This window comes from Agromyces sp. MMS24-JH15 (genome assembly GCF_043518605.1).
Taxonomy (GTDB): Bacteria; Actinomycetota; Actinomycetes; order Actinomycetales; family Microbacteriaceae; genus Agromyces.
The window spans coordinates 406,957-425,164 of record NZ_CP171358.1; the positions used below are offsets into that span (position 1 = coordinate 406,957).

The 18,208-nt window shown below is 67.0% G+C and carries 20 protein-coding genes; 10 read left to right on the forward strand and 10 right to left on the reverse strand.

Features of this window, described 5'->3' with window-relative positions; translation table 11 throughout:
• Positions 1–123 precede the first annotated feature (123 nt).
• Positions 124–423: a hypothetical protein gene (locus ACDF64_RS01960; protein WP_394553111.1), complete on the reverse strand. Its 300-nt coding sequence runs from the start codon at positions 421–423 to the stop codon at positions 124–126.
• A 284-nt stretch (positions 424–707) separates the two neighbouring features.
• Here ACDF64_RS01960 and mobF point away from each other — a divergent pair, with 284 nt between their 5' ends.
• Both mobF and ACDF64_RS01970 read left to right on the forward strand, forming a co-directional pair.
• Positions 708–3,407 carry a MobF family relaxase gene (gene mobF / locus ACDF64_RS01965; protein ID WP_394553112.1) on the forward strand — a complete coding sequence of 900 codons (2,700 nt, stop codon included), beginning with the start codon at positions 708–710 and terminating at the stop codon, positions 3,405–3,407.
• 79 nt (positions 3,408–3,486) lie between these two features.
• Positions 3,487–3,903: a DUF4279 domain-containing protein gene (locus tag ACDF64_RS01970; protein ID WP_394553113.1), complete on the forward strand. Its 417-nt coding sequence runs from the start codon at positions 3,487–3,489 to the stop codon at positions 3,901–3,903.
• Between the two features lie 506 nt (positions 3,904–4,409).
• Here ACDF64_RS01970 and ACDF64_RS01975 read toward each other — a convergent pair.
• From ACDF64_RS01975 to ACDF64_RS01995, 5 genes are all read right to left on the reverse strand, one after another.
• A complete protein-coding gene (locus ACDF64_RS01975; protein ID WP_394553115.1) occupies positions 4,410–4,829 on the reverse strand; it encodes a hypothetical protein in 420 nt (139 codons plus the stop codon).
• A gap of 145 nt (positions 4,830–4,974) precedes the next feature.
• The gene (locus ACDF64_RS01980) at positions 4,975–5,688 is read right to left on the reverse strand and encodes a Pr6Pr family membrane protein (RefSeq protein ID WP_394553116.1); all 714 of its coding nucleotides are present in this window, start codon (positions 5,686–5,688) and stop codon (positions 4,975–4,977) included.
• 11 nt (positions 5,689–5,699) lie between these two features.
• Positions 5,700–6,101: a hypothetical protein gene (locus tag ACDF64_RS01985; protein WP_394553117.1), complete on the reverse strand. Its 402-nt coding sequence runs from the start codon at positions 6,099–6,101 to the stop codon at positions 5,700–5,702.
• Positions 6,102–6,247: 146 nt separating this feature from the next.
• The gene (locus ACDF64_RS01990; RefSeq protein ID WP_394553118.1) at positions 6,248–6,667 is read right to left on the reverse strand and encodes a hypothetical protein; all 420 of its coding nucleotides are present in this window, start codon (positions 6,665–6,667) and stop codon (positions 6,248–6,250) included.
• 146 nt (positions 6,668–6,813) lie between these two features.
• Positions 6,814–7,392, reverse strand: a complete 579-nt coding sequence (locus ACDF64_RS01995; protein ID WP_394553119.1) for a hypothetical protein — start codon at positions 7,390–7,392, stop codon at positions 6,814–6,816.
• Between the two features lie 275 nt (positions 7,393–7,667).
• Between ACDF64_RS01995 and ACDF64_RS02000 the strand changes: the two genes are divergently transcribed.
• The 5 genes from ACDF64_RS02000 (at position 7,668) to ACDF64_RS02020 (ending at position 12,461) form a co-directional block, all read left to right on the forward strand.
• Positions 7,668–8,714, forward strand: coding sequence for a hypothetical protein (locus ACDF64_RS02000; RefSeq protein ID WP_394553120.1), 1,047 nt, complete (start codon positions 7,668–7,670; stop codon positions 8,712–8,714).
• Positions 8,711–9,133, forward strand: coding sequence for a GntR family transcriptional regulator (locus tag ACDF64_RS02005; protein ID WP_243553657.1), 423 nt, complete (start codon positions 8,711–8,713; stop codon positions 9,131–9,133). The genes ACDF64_RS02000 and ACDF64_RS02005 overlap by 4 nt, the downstream gene beginning before the upstream one ends.
• 116 nt (positions 9,134–9,249) lie before the next feature.
• Positions 9,250–10,299 carry a hypothetical protein gene (locus ACDF64_RS02010; protein ID WP_394553121.1) on the forward strand — a complete coding sequence of 350 codons (1,050 nt, stop codon included), beginning with the start codon at positions 9,250–9,252 and terminating at the stop codon, positions 10,297–10,299.
• Between the two features lie 252 nt (positions 10,300–10,551).
• A complete protein-coding gene (locus tag ACDF64_RS02015) occupies positions 10,552–11,553 on the forward strand; it encodes a type IV toxin-antitoxin system AbiEi family antitoxin domain-containing protein (RefSeq protein WP_394553123.1) in 1,002 nt (333 codons plus the stop codon).
• Complete coding sequence (locus ACDF64_RS02020; protein WP_394553124.1) at positions 11,550–12,461, forward strand: nucleotidyl transferase AbiEii/AbiGii toxin family protein; 912 nt, start codon at positions 11,550–11,552, stop codon at positions 12,459–12,461. The genes ACDF64_RS02015 and ACDF64_RS02020 overlap by 4 nt, the downstream gene beginning before the upstream one ends.
• A 48-nt stretch (positions 12,462–12,509) precedes the next feature.
• On the opposite strand, the gene ACDF64_RS02025 is transcribed toward ACDF64_RS02020, so the two are convergent.
• Complete coding sequence (locus tag ACDF64_RS02025) at positions 12,510–13,340, reverse strand: hypothetical protein (RefSeq protein WP_394553125.1); 831 nt, start codon at positions 13,338–13,340, stop codon at positions 12,510–12,512.
• Positions 13,341–13,750: 410 nt separating this feature from the next.
• On the reverse strand, positions 13,751–14,206 hold the full coding sequence (locus tag ACDF64_RS02030; RefSeq protein WP_394553126.1) for a VOC family protein: 456 nt from the start codon (positions 14,204–14,206) through the stop codon (positions 13,751–13,753).
• A gap of 140 nt (positions 14,207–14,346) precedes the next feature.
• Here ACDF64_RS02030 and ACDF64_RS02035 point away from each other — a divergent pair, with 140 nt between their 5' ends.
• Positions 14,347–15,312 (forward strand): helix-turn-helix transcriptional regulator, encoded by a 966-nt coding sequence (locus ACDF64_RS02035; protein ID WP_394553127.1) that lies wholly within the window; start codon positions 14,347–14,349, stop codon positions 15,310–15,312.
• Positions 15,313–15,380: 68 nt separating this feature from the next.
• Here the strand turns inward: ACDF64_RS02035 and ACDF64_RS02040 are convergent, their stop codons facing one another.
• Positions 15,381–16,103, reverse strand: coding sequence for an alpha/beta fold hydrolase (locus ACDF64_RS02040; RefSeq protein ID WP_394553128.1), 723 nt, complete (start codon positions 16,101–16,103; stop codon positions 15,381–15,383).
• A 135-nt stretch (positions 16,104–16,238) separates the two neighbouring features.
• Between ACDF64_RS02040 and ACDF64_RS02045 the strand changes: the two genes are divergently transcribed.
• Positions 16,239–16,784, forward strand: a complete 546-nt coding sequence (locus ACDF64_RS02045; RefSeq protein ID WP_394553129.1) for a CGNR zinc finger domain-containing protein — start codon at positions 16,239–16,241, stop codon at positions 16,782–16,784.
• Between the two features lie 87 nt (positions 16,785–16,871).
• Here the strand turns inward: ACDF64_RS02045 and ACDF64_RS02050 are convergent, their stop codons facing one another.
• Positions 16,872–17,288: a hypothetical protein gene (locus ACDF64_RS02050; RefSeq protein ID WP_394553130.1), complete on the reverse strand. Its 417-nt coding sequence runs from the start codon at positions 17,286–17,288 to the stop codon at positions 16,872–16,874.
• Positions 17,289–17,495: 207 nt separating this feature from the next.
• Here ACDF64_RS02050 and ACDF64_RS02055 point away from each other — a divergent pair, with 207 nt between their 5' ends.
• Positions 17,496–18,200, forward strand: coding sequence for a DNA alkylation repair protein (locus ACDF64_RS02055; protein WP_394553131.1), 705 nt, complete (start codon positions 17,496–17,498; stop codon positions 18,198–18,200).
• The last annotated feature ends 8 nt before the right edge of the window (positions 18,201–18,208 follow it).

Here is an 18,208-nt window from a genome sequence, read left to right on the forward strand (position 1 = left end):
CTCCAATCCCATCCAGTGCCGGCGTCACATGCCGGCAAAGACGTCGCCGAGTCTACGGGCACCCACCGTCAGTGTTTCGGACGCTCGGTGGTCCTGCTACAAGCGACTTCGTGCCGGCGCCCCTCAGCAAGCTGGCAATTCGTTGACGGTAACCCGCGCGCCCAAGACGCGGGCGTGGCCGGCGACGACGCGACCGTCGAGTCGTACTCGGATGCGTTTGAGGTTGGCGCTCACGTCGACGAGCCGCCCGATCGCGGTCAGGTCGGCGGAGTAGTCGTTCGCGGCCAGGCGCACGTAGTAGTCGCAGCCGAGCCGGATCCGTTCCCGCCACCCCAGCTGAAGCGGGATCGGCGGCAACGGCAGCATCCGGGTCCGGTCGTGCTCGATCAGATCGACCGGGGCCGACTTGATCGTGCGGACCACTTTGGATCCAGGTCATACGTGCGCAGTTGTACCGTCTTCCCCTCGAGCGTGCCAGCGAGCGCGGCCACGCCCCGCGCGAGGGATCCCGGACTCATGGCCGACCGACTCAACGGTTCGCGAACGTGCGCTAACGACTCGAGTTCCCGATCGGATTCAAGCCCGGACGCGTTCACGGCGATCAGACGCAACCCTCGTCGTCGATGTTGCGTCTGATCGCCTCCGCCAGAATGGACCTATGCTACCGTAGGTAGTTGCAAGAACCTGAGCTAGCTCGGAGGGCGGCGATGAAGGGCGGCGTGATCCTGTACCGGGGTTCCGGGGCAGACGCGCGCCGCTACCTCGAGTCGGATCGATCGCGCGCTGACGAGTACTACCTCGAGGGCGGGATATCCCTCGCCGAGTTCTCCGTCGTCGACAGCGCCGGCGAGGTGATCGGCGAAGGTGCCTTGACGCCCGACGAGTACGCGCAGTGGGTCGACTGGGTCAATCCGCTGACCGGTGAGTCGATGGGCAAGCCGCGAATGCCCGGCGACGGCCGTCATGGCTCGCCGCGGTTCGCGGAGATGGTCGTGAATGCGCCCAAGTCGCTGTCGATCGCGGCCGCGCTGCACCCCGAGGTATCCGAAGCGCTCGATGCCGCCCAGCGCGAAGCGGTCGCAGAGATCCGCGCCTGGCTCGGTCAACACTCCGTCACTCGCGTCGGACCGCGCGGCGCGCAGCGGGTGGTGCCGATCGAACAGCTCGAGACCGTCGCCGTCTCGCACAAGACATCGCGCGCCGGAGACCCACACCGCCACATCCATTTCCAGGTCGGCACAAGGGCGTGGGCTGAAGATGCGTGGCGCGGCCTCGACACGGCGGCGCTGTTCCGACAGCAGGGCGCGATCCGCTCGCTCGGCACGGCGGTCATCGCTGCGCATCCGCAACTCGCGGCCGCCCTCGACACGCACGGGCTCACGCTCGACCCCGTCACCGGCGAGGTCGCCGAGTTGCAACCGTTCAATGCGGTGATGAGCAAGCGAGCCGAGCAGGTTGCGCGCAACCTGTCGCAGTTCGAGAACGAATGGCGTCGCGCGCATCCCGATGAGGAGCCCGGGCCTGCTGCCTTATCGAGACTCGCGGCGATGGCGTGGGACCACGAGCGGCCGCACAAGAAGCCGACCACGCTCGGATGCGAGTCGGCTTGGCAGGCCGAACTCGAGGATGCCGGCTACCGCTCCGATCTCGCGCGCGCGCCGGCGCACCCGCCGGTTGCGCTCGATGAGCTTCGAGTTCAGGATGTCGCATCCCGAGCACTCGACCGATGCGCCGCAGCCGCATCGACGTGGACGGTGCACGACATCCAAGACCACGTCACGCGCGTCATCACCGAGGCCGGAGTGCGAGCCGCCCCGCGACCGCTGCGCGAGCTGATCATGCTCGCGACTCGGTTGGCGAGTGAGGACTGCTTGTCCGTCCTTCCGCCGGACGCCCCACAGCCCGAGCACGTCGCTCACCTGACGAGCGTGCACGTCATCGCGTGCGAGACCCGGCTGCGCGATCTCCTCAGTGCGTGCGCAACCAAGCCCCGAAACCGTCCGCCGGACGTGCGCCGCATCGCACGCCGGCTGGGACTCGATCCGGCGCAAGCGAGAGCCGCCGCCGCGGTCGCTTCCGCCGACCCGCTTGTTGTCGTGGAGGGCGCCGCGGGCGCGGGCAAGACCACGATGCTGGCGGCCGCGATCACGACGGCTGCTGCGCATGGTCGCGCGACACGGGTGATCACGCCGACGAAGAAGGCTGCGGATGTCGCGCACCAGGAACTCGGGATCGCGGCCGACAGCGTCGCGAAGCTGATGCACGAGCACGGCTGGCGGTGGAATCGCGACGGCGTCTGGACTCGGCTCGCCGTCGGTGAGCACGACCCAGAGACGGATGCCCCATACGTCGGCCCCGCGGCATCCGCTCGCCTCGCCCGTGGCGAGCGCATCGTCGTCGACGAAGCTGGCATGCTCGACCAGGACACCGCGCTCGCGCTCCTGACCGTGGCCGACGAGTACGGCGCAACGCTGGCGCTCGTGGGCGATCGGGCGCAGCTCGCCGCGGTCGGCCGCGGCGGCGTGCTCGACATCGCCGCGCAACTCCTCCCCCGCGTGCACAGCATGACGACCGTGCACCGCTTCACCGAGCCTTGGTACGCCGCGCTCACGGTGCGGATGCGCCGTGGGGATGATCCGTCGTCGCTGTTCGACGAGTTGCACGCGCGCGGACTCGTCGTCATGCATCGAAGCCCGGATGCCCTGCTCGATACGCTCGCTCGCGCGCGACGGGACGGTGACGCGATCACGGTTGCGACGAACGATGAGGCGCGCGAGCTGAACGAGCGCATTCGGAGTCAGCGGGTACGCGATGGCGAGGTCGACGACACCCGTACCGCGACCGGCAGTGACGGACTGAGCATCGGGCGTGGTGACGTGATCCAGACTCGGAAGAACGACTCGGCGCTTCGAGTGGCGAATCGGCAGACGTGGATCGTTCAGAGCGTGAGCGACGAAGGGGCGGTGTGGGCGAAGGAATCGGGCGCCAGCAGGAGGAGGCCGCGGACCGTACGACTACCGGCGGAGTACGTCGCCGAGCACACCCATCTCGCGTACGCGTCGACCGCCTATGGGATGCAGGGCGCCACCGTGCTCGAGTCGCACACGGTGCTGAGCGACGCGATAAATGCGGCGAGCGTGTACGTGGGTATGACGCGTGGGCGGAACGTGAATCGACTGCACTTGGTCGCCGGAGATTTGGAAGACGCTCGCGAGCAGTTCGTGCTCGCGATGGAGCGGGACCGCGCCGATCGTGGACTCGACCGAGCAGCCACGGCCGCGCGCGAGTTCGTGCGCCGCCTCGCGCCCGTCAACGGCAACCGCCCGAGCGGTGGAGTTCCCGAGGCATTCGAGTTCGGGCGGCGGGCCAGTCTGGACGCCGCACCGATGACCGAGTTTCGGCGGTAATGCTGCTCCGGCCGGGCCCGGGGCGACATCGCGCAGCATCGGACGTTGAAAACCGGAGGTCGCACCGTACACTCGGCTCATGATTCAGTCAGGGCAAGCTTCACTGAGCGTTCGCTCGTCTGAGACTGAGCCTGACGTCGTCTCGAGACTTCTCAATCTCGAGCCCACCGACATCACGTACAAGGGAACCGTGCGCCGATCGGGTCGCACCGTTGAACACCATGTCTGGCACCTCGACACCGACGAGCTTGCCAATACCAGCGACGACCGGGCAGGCACGCGAGCCCTCCGGGCGCTGCTCGAGCTCACTCGTCCCGCGATCGGTCGGGTCGCGAAGCTGCCGCCCGACTGCGAAGCTCGCATCTGGTGGTCCGCCTCGTCGGATTCGGTGCAAGGCGGATTCGTCCTTGCCGCCGATCTCGCGGCGGAGATCGCAAGTCTTGGCGTGGACGTGGTCGGGACGGTGTACCTCGAGGACCGCAATCCTCCGCATTGAGCGGCAGCGCGCGGTTTGGTTAATCAGCCACTTGGTTGGCGCCATCCGGCAACGACTTGGTTGTATCGCGTAGCGATTTCGAGGTAACTGATCGGCGAGGGGCTCGCCTCGAAGAAATCGCACCAGTCGTCAACGATGCGTTTAAGACGAGCTCGGGGGATGATGCGCCCACATTCGTCTCTGTAGAGCTGCGTCGCCACCAGCTCGATCCGCGAAATCCTCACGGGTCCTGCCGTTGCTCTGCCTCATCGCGACGACGATACCGACTCCGTGCTCAACGGTGCACCCTCGCAGGTCGCCGATCATCAGGTGCGTCGCTGCGTGAACGAGCGAGGACCGATCGCGCGATGAAGAGTCCGCGAAGCCGGCCCAACGTAGCCAGGCCCGAAAACAAGGATCCGACCCCGGGCGCGTTCTGCATGCGAATCACGAGGAGCACGCTCAGGTACGTGACGGGCGGTTCGACTCACGCCCAGCGGCAGATCGTTCCACCTATCGTCGCCCGACTATTCATCCGTTAGGTTCCAGAGGGCACGATTCCCCGGGAAGCTGGCGTATTCGTCCCACCATGCGTCGACCAGTTGGTCTCTCGATAGCGGCCTGTAGCCTGGTTGACGCTTCGCTTCACGTGCACGTTGTTGCTCTTCGCGCACCCGGGCCGCCCAGGACGCGTGGGCATCGTCGATCAATCGCGCCGCGACATCGAGCTGCTCCGGCGTCCACTTCCCGGGCGAGGCGCCGGTCGCCGAGTAGAGGAGCTCGAAAGTACGGGTGAATCCGAACGGGCGGAATCGTTCTACCGCGTTCGAAAGATTTGTGATGCGACGCTGCAGAGGTTCAGCAGCGTCGCTGACCACGCGCAGGTGTGTTCGAAGACTGGACACATCCGGCATCCTCCCAGAGGCGACGACCGCGGACTCGATCATCGGCAAGGTGATGTTCCCGCGTCGGACAGGTTGTCCGGGTGCCCATCGAGCTTGAGTCTTGGTTTGTATCATCCGCCGGATGAGCTCCGGTCGGGAAGATACGGCTCGATCGCCGCGGACAGCTTCGCCGTCCGACGCCTCGAACTCACCGATTCCGCCGAATTGAGGATCGGCCAAGGGGCAGGATCAGCCGCGCATGCTCGCTCGGGGTCAGGTAGAGCGCCTTGGCGGTGGCGCGCCAGAAATTGACTCGGCTGGCTGCCCAGACCAGGGCACCTGCCGCGAGTACAGCACCGAGCAGCCCGAGAATGTGCGTGGCGAGCGAGGCGAATCCTCGTTCGGGGAGGAGAAAGCCGTACGGCACCCACCCATCGGTCGCGCCGCGAACGAGAACGACGCTCACCCAGACGAGCGGGTAGACCACGATCAGCCAGAGCCGCCGCCAACGAAGCGGCGCGCGATCTGCGACGAGTATCCAGTCCACTGTGACGATCAGGGGCACCACGATGTGAAGTACGGCGCTCACCCAGGCGGGAGCGCTTCCAGTGCCGGGGACAAGGGTGTTGTAGACGACTCCCACGACAACCAAGTACGCGGTCGCCATTGCCCGCAGCAGGTTGAGCCACTCGGGCGTGGCACGCCGGCTCACCCTGAACGATCCGCTGACGATCAGCACAACGCAGACGAGGAGCGTGGTCTGGTTCGTGAAGTAGCCGAAATAGTCGAGCGGGTTGCCGTCTCCAACCGCGATACGGAGCGCATAGGCGTAGCCGAGCACGACGAAACCCAGCGCAGCCACGGTGATCCGTGCCGGCCCGATCACAGACGCGAGCGCGCGAAGCGCAAGACGCGACCTCATGCCGTTCCCTACTAGGCCAGCCACGCGCCACCGACCGGTCGGACGAACAGCCAGCTGACCGGGAGCGTGACCAGCATCATAAGAACGGCGCCTGTCAGTGTCACGACCAGGACGTTGAGGCGTGCCTGTCGAGCGATGATGCCGGCGACGATCGTGCATCCGATGAGGACGATCACCCCAAGTGCCCCGGCGAGCCCCGCCTGGGACATCGCTTCGCCGACGTGCCCCTGTGACGTCTGGTCTGGATTGGCGGCGTAGTTGTGCGCAACGGCGATTCCCTCGATTGTGAACGCGAGCGGGAGCAGCAACAGCGCCGCACCGATGCCGTACGTCAGAACGAGCCACCGCACGTGGAGACGGCTGACGGCTGGTCGGGGCCGGTTCTCCGCCAACGGTGACTCAGTCTTGATCACGTCACGAACCTATCGGCCCGGATACCCCCGGCAGCGTTTAGGTGTAACCAAGAATTCACTGAGGGGGATCGTGCTGCGGACGTCCTAGTACCGACCAGCTTGCGAGGCGCGCTCTTGCCTGCCCGCGTGATCGTCGTTGTGCCCTGTCATCCGCCTGGTGCGCTGGTGAAATCGAATGAAGCGTAGTCACCCGCGAGGGAGGTGACCGTGAGGGTGTACGCGTTGCTTTCCTTGCAATAAACGACGGAGGCATCCGTGGCGATCGCGCCCGGCTCGAGGATCGAGGGGAATTCACCGATCGTGTACCCACTGACCTCCTTAGCGTCGGAGCCGTCGTTGAACGGGGTATTCCACTCGGTCGAGCTTGAGCCGTCGAAGACTGCAACGTCGTCTTCGTCGAAACGGACCGGCGTCGTGCTGATGTTCTCGACCCTCACTCCGACTCCGCAGTAGCCATCGAAGGACCACCTGATCTGATCAGCTGAGATCCGCAGGTTCGCGGTTTCGACCTCGGCGGGACTCGAGATGTTCAGTTCGAAGAGGCTGCACCCGGCCAGCAGTCCCACGGAAACAAGCCCACCTAGCAAGGCAACACTTGTTCGGGCGGCTAGTGGAAACCTTCGCGACATGGCCAGAGCGTATGCGATTTCCCGAAGTCGATGTTCACCACATCAGTCATGCGCGTCCCGAGGAACTTTGGTGAGGTGGATGGTTACCCGACAACGACGACGTATGCGTCGTGGGTTTCGGCCCAGTCGGTAGCCGCCGCGACCATCGCGTCTTGGTCGCTGTTGCCTGCTAGCTCGGTCCCGCCGGATTCGTCGACGGAGGAGATAGTGCTCCAGACGCCGACATCGTGGTAGACGATGACGACGGGGCGACCAATTTGGCCCGCGTACGTGCTTGCCACCTCGAGGATGCTTCTCCGGCCCGCCATGGGCGCAAACTCATCAACGGTCTGTGCTTGCGCCGCGCCGGGCGCCGCGTCGGCGACGATCTGGTCGATGACCGGCTGCGGCAGGGGCCGTCCGGGTGTCACCACGACGACGGTGCCATCGTGAAGGGTGATGTCGCGAGGGGCGTGCCTCGCGAGCACCTGCTTCTCGAACTCGGAGAGCTCACCGTCCCCGTCTGCGTCCCCCTTGATCGGCGCGGGACTCGCCGTGGCGGTCGCCTTCGGCGTCGTATCGGCGTCGGCGAAAAACAAGGCGTCCGCAGCAGTACAGCCTGTAAGCACGGCAAGCACCAGCAGCGCGGTGAGGGCGGCACCGCCAGTCCGGGTCTTCATCATGCGGCGAATCTATCGCCCGCGGCCAACTCTGCAAGCCGTGCGGCCTACAGCAATCGCGACACCCAGCCGCAGGCGAGGGTCGTCAGGCAGTGAGCACGTCAGGCCAACCACGAGCATCGTGCCGATCGCGACCGCCATGGTGGGGTGATGGCGTGATGCTCATGGCCGTCTCCGAGGCGGGCGCGTAGAGGCCCCTACTCGGCGAAACTTGTACTCGCGCCTTGACACAAGTTGTGTTAGACATGTGGCACAACATCCGCCGTGATCGGAGTCTCATGCCGTACGACAAGATCGCCTCCATCACCCCGCTGGAACTCATCGCCGCCGCGTTCTCGACGCCGTTGTTCTCGCTCGTCGTCGCTGCGGTCATCGCTGCGACTCTGCTCATCGTTTCCCGAATCCGCCGCGACCGCCAGACCGATCCACCGATCGCCTCGTCCGCGCTGGAGTCCGTCACCAAGTACTACCGACCAGAGCAGATTGCAGTTGGGGTCGGCGCGATCTCCGTGATCGCCGCCTTCACAATCGAGAACGTCGTGGGCGGGTACATGATGAATCTGGTCGACATCGTCGAGTGGTGGCAGTACGCGACACCGGTGTTCGCCGCGGCCGTCTGCCTCACGGCGGTGCTCGTCGTGATCTTGTTCCGAGGCTCAGTTCCACCGGAGCGCCCGGTCTTACCCATCGCGCGTCGCACGTGGACGAGCTTCAGTTCGAGAGGCGCTCTCCTCGGCGCGGGAGTGACACTCGCAGTTCTGCTCACCACGACGATCGCGGCGGGTCTGGCGTCATCCTCGGATGAGCGTGGTCGCTACATCTACCTTGAGATCGCCGTGCCGAACGAACCGATCGACCCACTGTGGCCATGGTTCTACGGTTGGTCGTTCGGCGTTCCTGTCCTCGTCTGCCTCGCTGCACTGGCCTTGGCGACCTGGGCGACGCTACGAGCAAACGCGACCCGGCCATTCCGGCGCCCGGAAACCGTGACTGCCGAGCGGGCGACCCGCGCTCAGATCGCCTCCGGGGTCGCACTCATCGCGACCGGAGGGATGCTGCTCGCCCTCGCAGGGGCTTGGCGGTTCATCGGCCGTTCGGGCACGATCTCTCAACTGATCGTCGGTGGTGACCAGCGGGACCACACCTATGAGCTGTCCTGGCGATACGCCGAGTTCGCCGCCGCGGGCGGATTCCTGGCACCGGCCCTCGAGATCACCGCCTTCGTGCTGCTTCTGGTGGTCGCAAGCCGGCTGGGACGCGCGAGCTCCAGTCATTCGACGGTCGAGACCGCTCAGCAGACCCCCGACCCCCAGGTCGTGCGATGAGCGCCCAGCCCATCACACCCCCGACCGAAGAGGCGAGCCCCGCGCTCGGCATCTACCGCCAGTTCCGCGGCCTCATCGTTTCGGGACAACTCGGAGCGGGCGAACGACTCCCCACGGTTCGCCAGACCGCCAGTGACCTCAGCGTCGCACCGGGCACCGCAGCCAGGGCGTACAAGATGCTCGAACGCGACGGACTCGTCGTCACCCGCACCGCCGCAGGGACCCGCGTCGCTGCGCAAGCGGCGGTGCTCCCCGGCAACGTCGTACGACGCATCCGCGAACTCATCGCCGAAGCCGACGCCGCCCACGCGAACCCTGACGACGTCATCGACGTGCTTCGCCTCGCATGGCAGCCGAGTCTCACGTCGCCCGAAACTTCGAACTCACAAGTTCCGCCGAATGGAAGCTGGACACACTGATGAACGCCCAACCTGTCGATCCTGCAGCGATCAGCCTGCCGCCCACACAACCGCTCGACGTTACCGCCTACCTCCCGAAGCCCACCGACGAGCCGCCTGACTGACGCAACCATGGGTTGGTCGATGAGACTCGACGATCGCCGCCACGGCCCCGGTCTTGCGCAGAATGGCTCCTGAAGGGCGGAACTGGGGTCCTCGCCCGGGTCGCCTCGGGCCGATGCACCACGGACGTCGACCTGTTCCGAGCGAACGACACGCTCGACGGCGCCTTCGCAGAACTGATCCGCCTCGCCGCCATCGGCCTCGGCGACTACTTCCGATTCGTCTACACGAGGCACCGGGCGGTCGTCGGCGGTGATCAGCAGACCTACACCGAGGGATGCGGCGTCGACGTCGACGTCGACATCGGTGCCGACCGCAAGGAACCGCTGCACGTCGACCTCGTCGCCGGCGTTATCGTGACGGACGAGGTGACGGTCGCGGCGCCGGCCAATCGCCGCGACCTGCCGCGGCTCCCGAGCAACGACTACCGTTTCTACTCCGTCGTCGACCAGAGCAACGACACCCACCGCAGGCGGGGGTCGTCCGGCAGCGCGCTTGGAGGATTGGATCCGACGGGCGGGCCGGCGGCCGGTACGATTCACGCAACCTGTCGAGGAGGACGCTTGAAGAACACTTCCGTCGTCGGAACCGTGGTTGTCGTATGCGGTCTCGCCGCGCTCTTCACCGGTTGCGCGCCCAGTGATTCGGTGGCCTCGGGCCCCCCGCCGGCCACCACCCCGGCAGCGATACCGGACCCGGTCGCGGGCTCGTCCGATGCTGACGCGGATGCATGCGCTCAGCTCACCGCTCCGATCTCCCTGGTTCAGAATACGCAGCTGGCTCCTGACGGCGCCATGGACAAGGTCACGGCGCGTGGGTTGTACTTCACTGCGGGTTGGGAGTTCGCTCGGATCGGGAAGAGCATGACGGATTCCGCCCTCAGCACGCCCATCACCTCTCTTGAGCAGCCTGCCAACGCGATGAATGTCGACATGCACGCCACTGACGACCCGACGAAGTGGGCGGACAACCTCGACAAGCTGGATGCTGCGGTCCAGGAGGTCAACGCGTTCTGCAGGAACCTCGACGAGAACTGGGGAACGCTCGGCTGGTACGGAGGATAACCATCCTGTGCGCGGCGACGGGAACCGGTCGTGACGGAGATAGCTGCCGCGTGCGCGAGCGGCCGCGGTGCGTCGATAGCACGGACCGAGGCTCACTGACACTCAAAACGAAGGACACCGCCCTACACCCCACCCGCGGCTTGACCGAGTTTCCCGACTTGAGCGCGCAATTGTGGACGTATCACTCACTGAGCAGGGACAATGGTGCAGTGACCTTCTGCGTAACTCACGCCATAGCGTTAGAATTGCAGCATGAAGTCACGCGAGGCGCTCCGAGTGCTCGCCGAAGTGACGGAATCCCAGTGGGGACTCGTCACGTCGGCGCAGGCGCTCGCGCGCGGCGTGAGCCACATGAACCTCGCCCGCCTGGCTGACGCAGGCGACCTCATTCGACTGACCCATGGCGTGTATCGGGATGCCGGCGCGCCCGGTCCCGAGCATGAGGAACTGCACGCAGCCTGGCTCGCGACCGAGCCGAAACGGCTCGCCTGGGAGCGACTGTCGGATCGCCCACCGAGCGCCGTCGTCTCTGGCGAATCGGCCGCACGTCTGCACCGCATCGGCGACCTGCGGGCCATGCGCAGTGAGCTCACGACGGCAACCCGGCGGCAGGCACGTCATGCCGACATCCGCTACCGAACACGCGAGCTTCCCATCGAAGACGTCACTGTGCGCGAGGGCCTGCCGGTCACGACCCGCGAACGCACGATTGCCGACCTCGTCGAAGCCCGCGAAGATCTCAGCAACGTCGGCAATGTGCTCCGCGATGCCGTCAATCAATCCGAGCTAGACACCGACCGGCTCATCGAACTGCTCGCGCCACTCGCCGCGCGGAACGGCCATCGCAAGGGCGACGGGACAGCGCTCCTCGCCGAGCTCTATCGAATTGCTGGAATCGATCGTGACAGTGTCATCGAGCAGATCGACGCCGTGCATGAGGTCAGCACTCGCGTCATGGTGAAGAATCTGGAGCGACTCGCAAACCTCGACGTTTCCATGTTCCGGGATCCGGCGAACGTACAGCTGGCGATGACGCTGCAACCGGTCTTCGAAAAACTCATCGCCAAGTCGGAGGAGCTACGCCACGCGCTGGAATCCGTGAGTCCGAACGAAGATGAAGCCGCAGCTCGTGGTGACGGCCCAACCCTCGCAGAGATCCGCGAGATCGCGAATGTCATGGAGTCAACAGATTGGGCCGAACTCGCCAGCGCCCTGCGCCTCGCCCGAGCATCCCAGGAGACCGACCCCTCATGACCGAACCCGAGAAGTACGGCAGCCCCGCCGCCGTCGAGTCCGCGATCAACGCAGCGGCCCGCAAGGCCAGCGCAGCCGACCCGTCGCTCACTGTGCAGGAACGAGTTCGGCTCGAGTACTTCAACCGCTTCCTGAGCCGGATTTTCTCCGAGCCAGACAACCCCGGGTGGATGCTCAAGGGCGGCACGAGCATACTTGCCCGGGTGCCCTCCGCACGCACGACGATCGACGTCGATCTCTTCCGCGCGAACCGTTCGATCGACGCGGCTCTGGATGACCTCCGCCGGCTCGCGGCCGTCGACCTTGGCGATTACTTCCGATTCGAGTACCTCGATCACACCAGCGCTGTCGGCGGCGGCCAGCAAACCTATACCGAGGGGTACGGAGTCCGCTTCGACGTGTACATCGGCATCAAGCGGAAGGATCCGCTGCACGTCGACCTGGTCGTCAACGTCCTCACCACCGACGATGCCGATGTCACTTCCCCCGCGAACGCCCTCGATCTCCCGAAGCTTCCGAGCCACCCATACCGCCTCTACCCGGTCGTCGACCAGATCGCCGACAAGGTATGCGCGACCCTCGTGTGGTACAACGGCCACCTGTCCAGCCGCGAGAAGGATCTCGTCGACCTCGTCGTGCTCGCCGTCACCCAAGACGTCGACGCAGTCAAACTGCGGCGGGCACTCGAAGTTGAGGCGCGCAACCGGTCGCTGGTACTCCCCGCCGCGTTCACGGTCCCGGCGACTTGGGGTTCCCGCTACGCCAAGCTCGCCGCACCTCTCCCTGTCTGCAGCGACTTCCGCTCGGTCGACGCCGCGCTCGAGCTAGTGCAAATCTTCATCGACCCCGTACTTCGGGGCGAAGCATCCGTCCTCACGTGGTCGCCGAAACTGCTCGCCTGGAGATGAGCGTCCGCGCGGGGTTGCCGGACGCGAGTAACCCGCCGCTCGGACCGGTCAAGCGAGCGGCTCGGACGTCCCACCCGGAAGAAGCAACGTAAGCAGATCACTGGTCTCGGTGATCCACGGAGGCAGCGCCGGCGGCGCGGACGGGAGTCCGCGCGCAAGCCGGATTCGGTCTAGGACGGACTCCGAGTAGAGCACCATCGCAGTGTGGATCGCTGTGATCTGTTCGCGCGAGATCTGCAGGCGTTGCCCGACCTCCACGTTCAACCTTCCGCACCTATCGACGAACACATTGTCCGCACGCCCGCCTTGGTGCGCGACCACATTGCGCATGGCCTTCGCGTAGAACAATGTTGTTGTCACGTTCGAATCCGCCGCCCCGCCGAGCCCTATCGCGGTTAGGACACTCTCGAACTGCCCAACCCCCGCCTTTAGGTCCGAGCTAACCGCCCGTTCGATTTGATCCATCAGCCATTCCGAACGAGCTGACTCCTCAACGGCCATCCACTCGCCGATCCTGATGCGCAGGTTCGAGAGCGCGTCGCCCCAATCCCCAGGGGTAGATGCCGCAAGCCAGGAGGCCCCAATCGCTCCAATACATGCCTCGAATGCGCCCCACAATCCGACGAGGTTGTGGGCATACAAGAGTGGGAAACCGTTGTCGACTTCCGAACGAGCAAGCTTCGCCATCGAGCCCACAGACCCAGCGTCATGGTCATTTGCGTCCTGTTCGCTGACATTCGCCCACGTCTCGCGCATTACCCCGTTTACGTGCAGAACAAAGTCGGCAGAGCTCACCGCGAGCTCCAGCAAGTTGCGCGCGTCGATCACATAGAGGTAGAAGTCCCTCACCGCGTCATCACCGGGCAACTTCGTATCCATGGTCCCGGAAGGTACCACGGAGCGATCACACAAGTAGCAATCCGGGCTTTCATCGACTCGCTGCTCCAAGGCGAGGCATCCGACCTCACATGGTCGCCGAAATCGCTCGCCTGGGGTAGCCGCTGGCCCCCTCCGCAGCCGATCTTGGGCCATTAAAGGGCCATTAATGGCCCAAGAAGTAACTGAAACCAACTGTGACCGTTTCGAAGAATCCCTGATCAGCGCGATATCGCAACCATAGGAACAGTGCCGAAAACCGCCCAGGCTCACTGAAAATCGAAAGGTCACCGGATCGATGCCGGTCGGAGCCACAGCTGAAACCCCCGGGAAACCGGGGGTTTCGTCGTTTCAGCGGTGACGCGGCGGCGCGGACGCGCCGCACCGCGCCCGCGCCATCCGTGGAGAGCGCCCTAGCCTGCGACGACCCCCACGCTCCAGGTGACCCCGAACCGGTCGGTGAGCATGCCGAATCCCGCGCTCCAGGCGGAGGCCGCGAGCGGCTCGATGACCGAGGCGCCGACCGAGAGCCGGTCCCAGTAGGCCTGCACCTCGTCGAGCGTCGGCCCGTTCACCGACACGAAGCACGACTGCTCGGTCAGCGTGACCCCGTGCTCGCGGCGCGTGGATCCTCCGCCGGCGAGGCCGCCGCCGGTCTGGTCGGGGATGTCGTAGGCCATCACCCGGAAGCCGTCCCCGGACTCGACCTGCCCGAACACGACGTGGTCGGCGCCCGGCGCCTCCTCGGGCATGCCGACCTCGCGGTACGTGGTGATCGCCGGGCGCCCGCCGAACACGGAACCATAGAACTCGAGCGCCGCGCGCGCGTCGCCGCGGAAGTTGAGGTGGGTGGTCGTCTGCATGGTCATGTCGGTTCCCTTTCGATCCGTTCGTCCGGTGCCTCCGGAGACTTCAGCCTTCTCCCCATCTAGGACGGTTTCTGTCCTGGATTCCGACTAGCTTGGGGAAATGTCCTCGACGACCTCGCGGCTGCTCAACCTCCTTCTCGTTGCTGCAGACCCGTCGCGACTGGCCGGGTTCCCTCCTCGCGTCCCGACTGCAGGTCAGCGATCGGACCGTCCGTCGCGACATCGATCGACTCCGGGAGCTGGGGTACGCCATCGAGGCGACGATGGGGCCGGACGGCGGGTACCGGCTCGACGCCGGCAGTCAACTGCCGCCGCTGCTCTTCGACGACGACCAGGCGGTCGCGCTGGCCGTGGCCCTGCAGGCTGCGATCGCATCGGGAGCCGGCGTCGAAGAGGACGCGCTGCGGGCGCTCGCCACGGTCCGTCAGGTGATGCCGTCGCGACTGCGGCATCGCCTCGACTCGCTGGCCTTCACGACCCTGGCCACCGGCCCCGGCGAGGCACCGGCACCGGCGTCGACGGCGTCGACCGCCGGACTGCTCGAGATCTCCGCGGCGATCCGCGCTCGCGAGGTGCTTCGGTTCGACTACGCGACACCGACCCGCACGCCGGCGACCGGCGAGGAGGCCCGACCCCCGCTTCGCGTGGAGCCGCATCATCTCGTCGTGCTTCGCGGTCGCTGGTACCTCGTGGCGTGGGATCTGGGCCGCGACGACTGGCGCATCTTCCGCGCCGATCGCATCTCGGCGCGAACGCCCACCGGCCCTCGCTTCACGCCGCGAGCGCTGCCGGGTGCCGACGTGGCGGAGTTCGTCTCGGCGCGGTTCAAGGGCTCGGACCACGTCGACGCGTGGCCGTGCATCGGACGGGTCATCCTGCACCGGCCGGCGAGCGACGTGGAACCGTTCTCAGGCGATGGGATCGTCCGGCCCCTCGGGCCGGATCGATGCAGCCTCGAGGTCGGGTCGTGGTCGTGGGTGTCGCTCGCCGCAGCACTCAACCGTTTCGACGCCGATGTGGACGTCGTCGAGCCCGTTGAACTCCGGGACGCCTTCGCGGTGCTCGCCGAACGCAATGCCGCCACCGCGGCCGCCGCGCCCCGCTGAGGGCTCGCTGTCGCGAATCGGCGACGCCGGTCCATCCGTGGCTCGCGGATGGACCGGCCCGACGCCCGTCAGCCGGCCGTCGCGACGCTGCGCGCGGCGCGGATGATCACGTCGGCGACCACGTCGGGCTGCGACACCGGCAGCGCGTGCGACGCGTCGGCGACCTCGACGGTCTCGACCGATCCGGCGCGCTCGGCCATGAAGCGGTGCGCCTCGACCGGGATGTTGTAGTCGGCGGTCGGGAACACGAACGACGACGGCACGGCCTTCCACGCCGGCTCGGCCGAGGCCCCGTGCAGCGCCGCCGTGTTCAGGGGCCGCTGGGTCGCCGCATCCAGCCGCGCCTGCTCGTCGGCCACGTCGGCGGCGAACTGCTGCTGGAACAGCTCGGGCTGGATGAAGAGGTCGGTCGTGCCGTCGGCCAGCTCGACCGCGTGCAGCGTGTCGCCGAGCGTGCTGCCCGGGAACCGGCCCGAGAGCTCGGCGATGCTCTCGCCGGCTTCCGGCGCGAAGCCGGCGACGTACACGAGCGCCTTCACCGAGTCGACGCCCACCGCAGCGTTCGAGATCACGGAGCCGCCGTAGGAGTGACCCACCGCGACGATCGGCCCGTCGATCGACGCGAGGATGCTCCGCACGGTCGCCGCGTCGCCGTCGAGGCTGCGCAGTGGGTTCGGTGCGGCGATCACGCGCAGGCCCTCGGCCACCAGGCGGGGGATCACGCCGTTCCAACTCGAGGACTCGGCGAACGCGCCGTGCACGAGGACGACGGTGCGAAGCGTGGCGGTCATGACTGCTCCTTCATCTCTAACCGGCTTGATCGTTTGAACCGGTTGCATGAGTAGGAGTCAAGCAGCAACTGTTCTAACCTGTCAAGTGGGCGTAACGGGTTGTAAGATCGGATGTGAGGAAAGGGGACCGGCCGCATGGACGACGACGCGCTGCTGCTCGACCTGGTCAATTCGCGCCTCGTCACCGACGGGCGCGTGGATGACGAACTCGGCGACGACACGGCCGCCGCCGATTGGCTGCGCCGGCACGGCGCTCCGCACGGACCCGAGCACGTCGAGGACGCGCGCACGGTCCGTGCCGCGCTGGTGGCGCTTTTGCGCGACTCGGCCGCGGTGTCGGTGCTCGACCCCTGGGTGACCGCGATGCGGCGGACCGCGGAGCTCGCCGACGACGGCCTGCACTGGGTCGATGCGACGCCACCGGACCGGCGCGTCGGCGCCACGGTCGTGGAGCACTGGGCCGCCCTGCAGGACTCCGGCGGAACCTCGCGGATCCGCCCCTGCGCCGCGCACGACTGCCAGCACTTCCTCATCGACCGGAGCCGCGCGAACAACCGCCGCTGGCACTCGATGGAGACCTGCGGCAACCGCGAGAAGTCCCGCCGCCACTACGCCCGCACGCGCGCCGGAGCCGCCGACGGCGACGGCGACCGATCGGGCGACTCGAGCGCGACCGGATGACGAGAACCCCCGGGAGGCATCCCGGGGGTTCTCACGTTCTCAGGTTGTCGGGCCGTCGGCCCGGCCGCTCAGCGGGCGGCCGACGCCTCAGCCGCCGTGCGCGACCTTCAGCTCCCGGCCGTGGACCGTGAGCGCGTAGAGCACGAGGATGTCGAGCGCGAGCACGATGATCGACCACCAGGGCTGCACGGGAAGCAGGGCGAGCTGCGAGAGTCCGTTGAACGCCACCAGGATGATCGCGACCACGCGGGCCCAGGTCGCGCCGCGGAAGAGGAACAGCGAGACGACGATCATGGCGGCGCCCGCGATGATGTGCCACCAGCCCCATCCCGCGATGTCGAACAGGAACAGCTGCCCCTCGGTCGTGAGGAAGTACGCGCTGTTCGGTCCGATCACGGCCGCCAGGCCGTAGACCAAGTCGAAGAGTCCAGCCACGAGCAGCACGATCGAGGCGAAGACGCCCCAGCCCACCCAGCCGGTCACTTCAGTCCTGCTGTCGCTCATCGCAACCCCCGTCTCGTCGAAGCCCCGCGGGCCCCCGGCCCGCTCCTGCGCTCAGGATACGGTCGGGCTCGTCTCGATGTCGAGATTCCCTCGTCGGCGCGCCGCGACGCGCTCGTGCGCGCCCCCGGGCCATGACCGGCCGGCTTCCACGGGCACCCGTCGCGCGAACCCTCGACGGAGCCGGACCCCGCGCGGGATGATGCCGGGATGGCCCCGACGACGCGCACGAACGGATCCGAGCCTCCCGCAGCGCCCACCGCGGCCGGCGTCCGCCGCGCCCTCGAGGCGGCGGCGACCCCGGAGGAGCTCGCGAAGATCCGCGCCCGGATCCCCGACCCGGCGACGCCGGTCATCGGCGTCCGCATGGGCACGGTGTTCGACCTCGCGAAGGCCAACCGCGAGATGCCGCTCGATGAGGTCGACCGCCTCCTCGACGACGACGCGTACGAGGCGCGACTGGTCGCGGTGAGCGTGCTCGACTTCGCCGCGCGCGATCGCCGGACCACACGCGAGACGCGCCGCGCCATGTTCGAATTGTGGATGCGCCGCATCGACCGCATCGACACGTGGGACCTGATCGACCGGGCGGCGCCCCGGGTGCTCGGCTGGTACCTGCTCGACGAGCCGCGCGACGTGCTGTTCGAGCTCGCGCGCTCGGCCGACTGGCCGCGCCGTCGCACGGCGATCACCGCCGCGTTCTGGATCATCCGCTCGGGCGACCTCGACGACCCGCTCGCCCTCTGCGACCTGCTCGCGGATGACCCGGAGCACTTCGTGCAGACGAACGTCGGCGTGGCCCTCCGCGAGATCGGACGCGTCGACCCGGCCCGCCTCGAGGAGTTCCTCGCGCGCCGCGGCGGCGACCTGAGCGCGCAGGCGCGCCGGACGGCGAGGTCGGCCCTCGCCGGCTGAGGCATCCG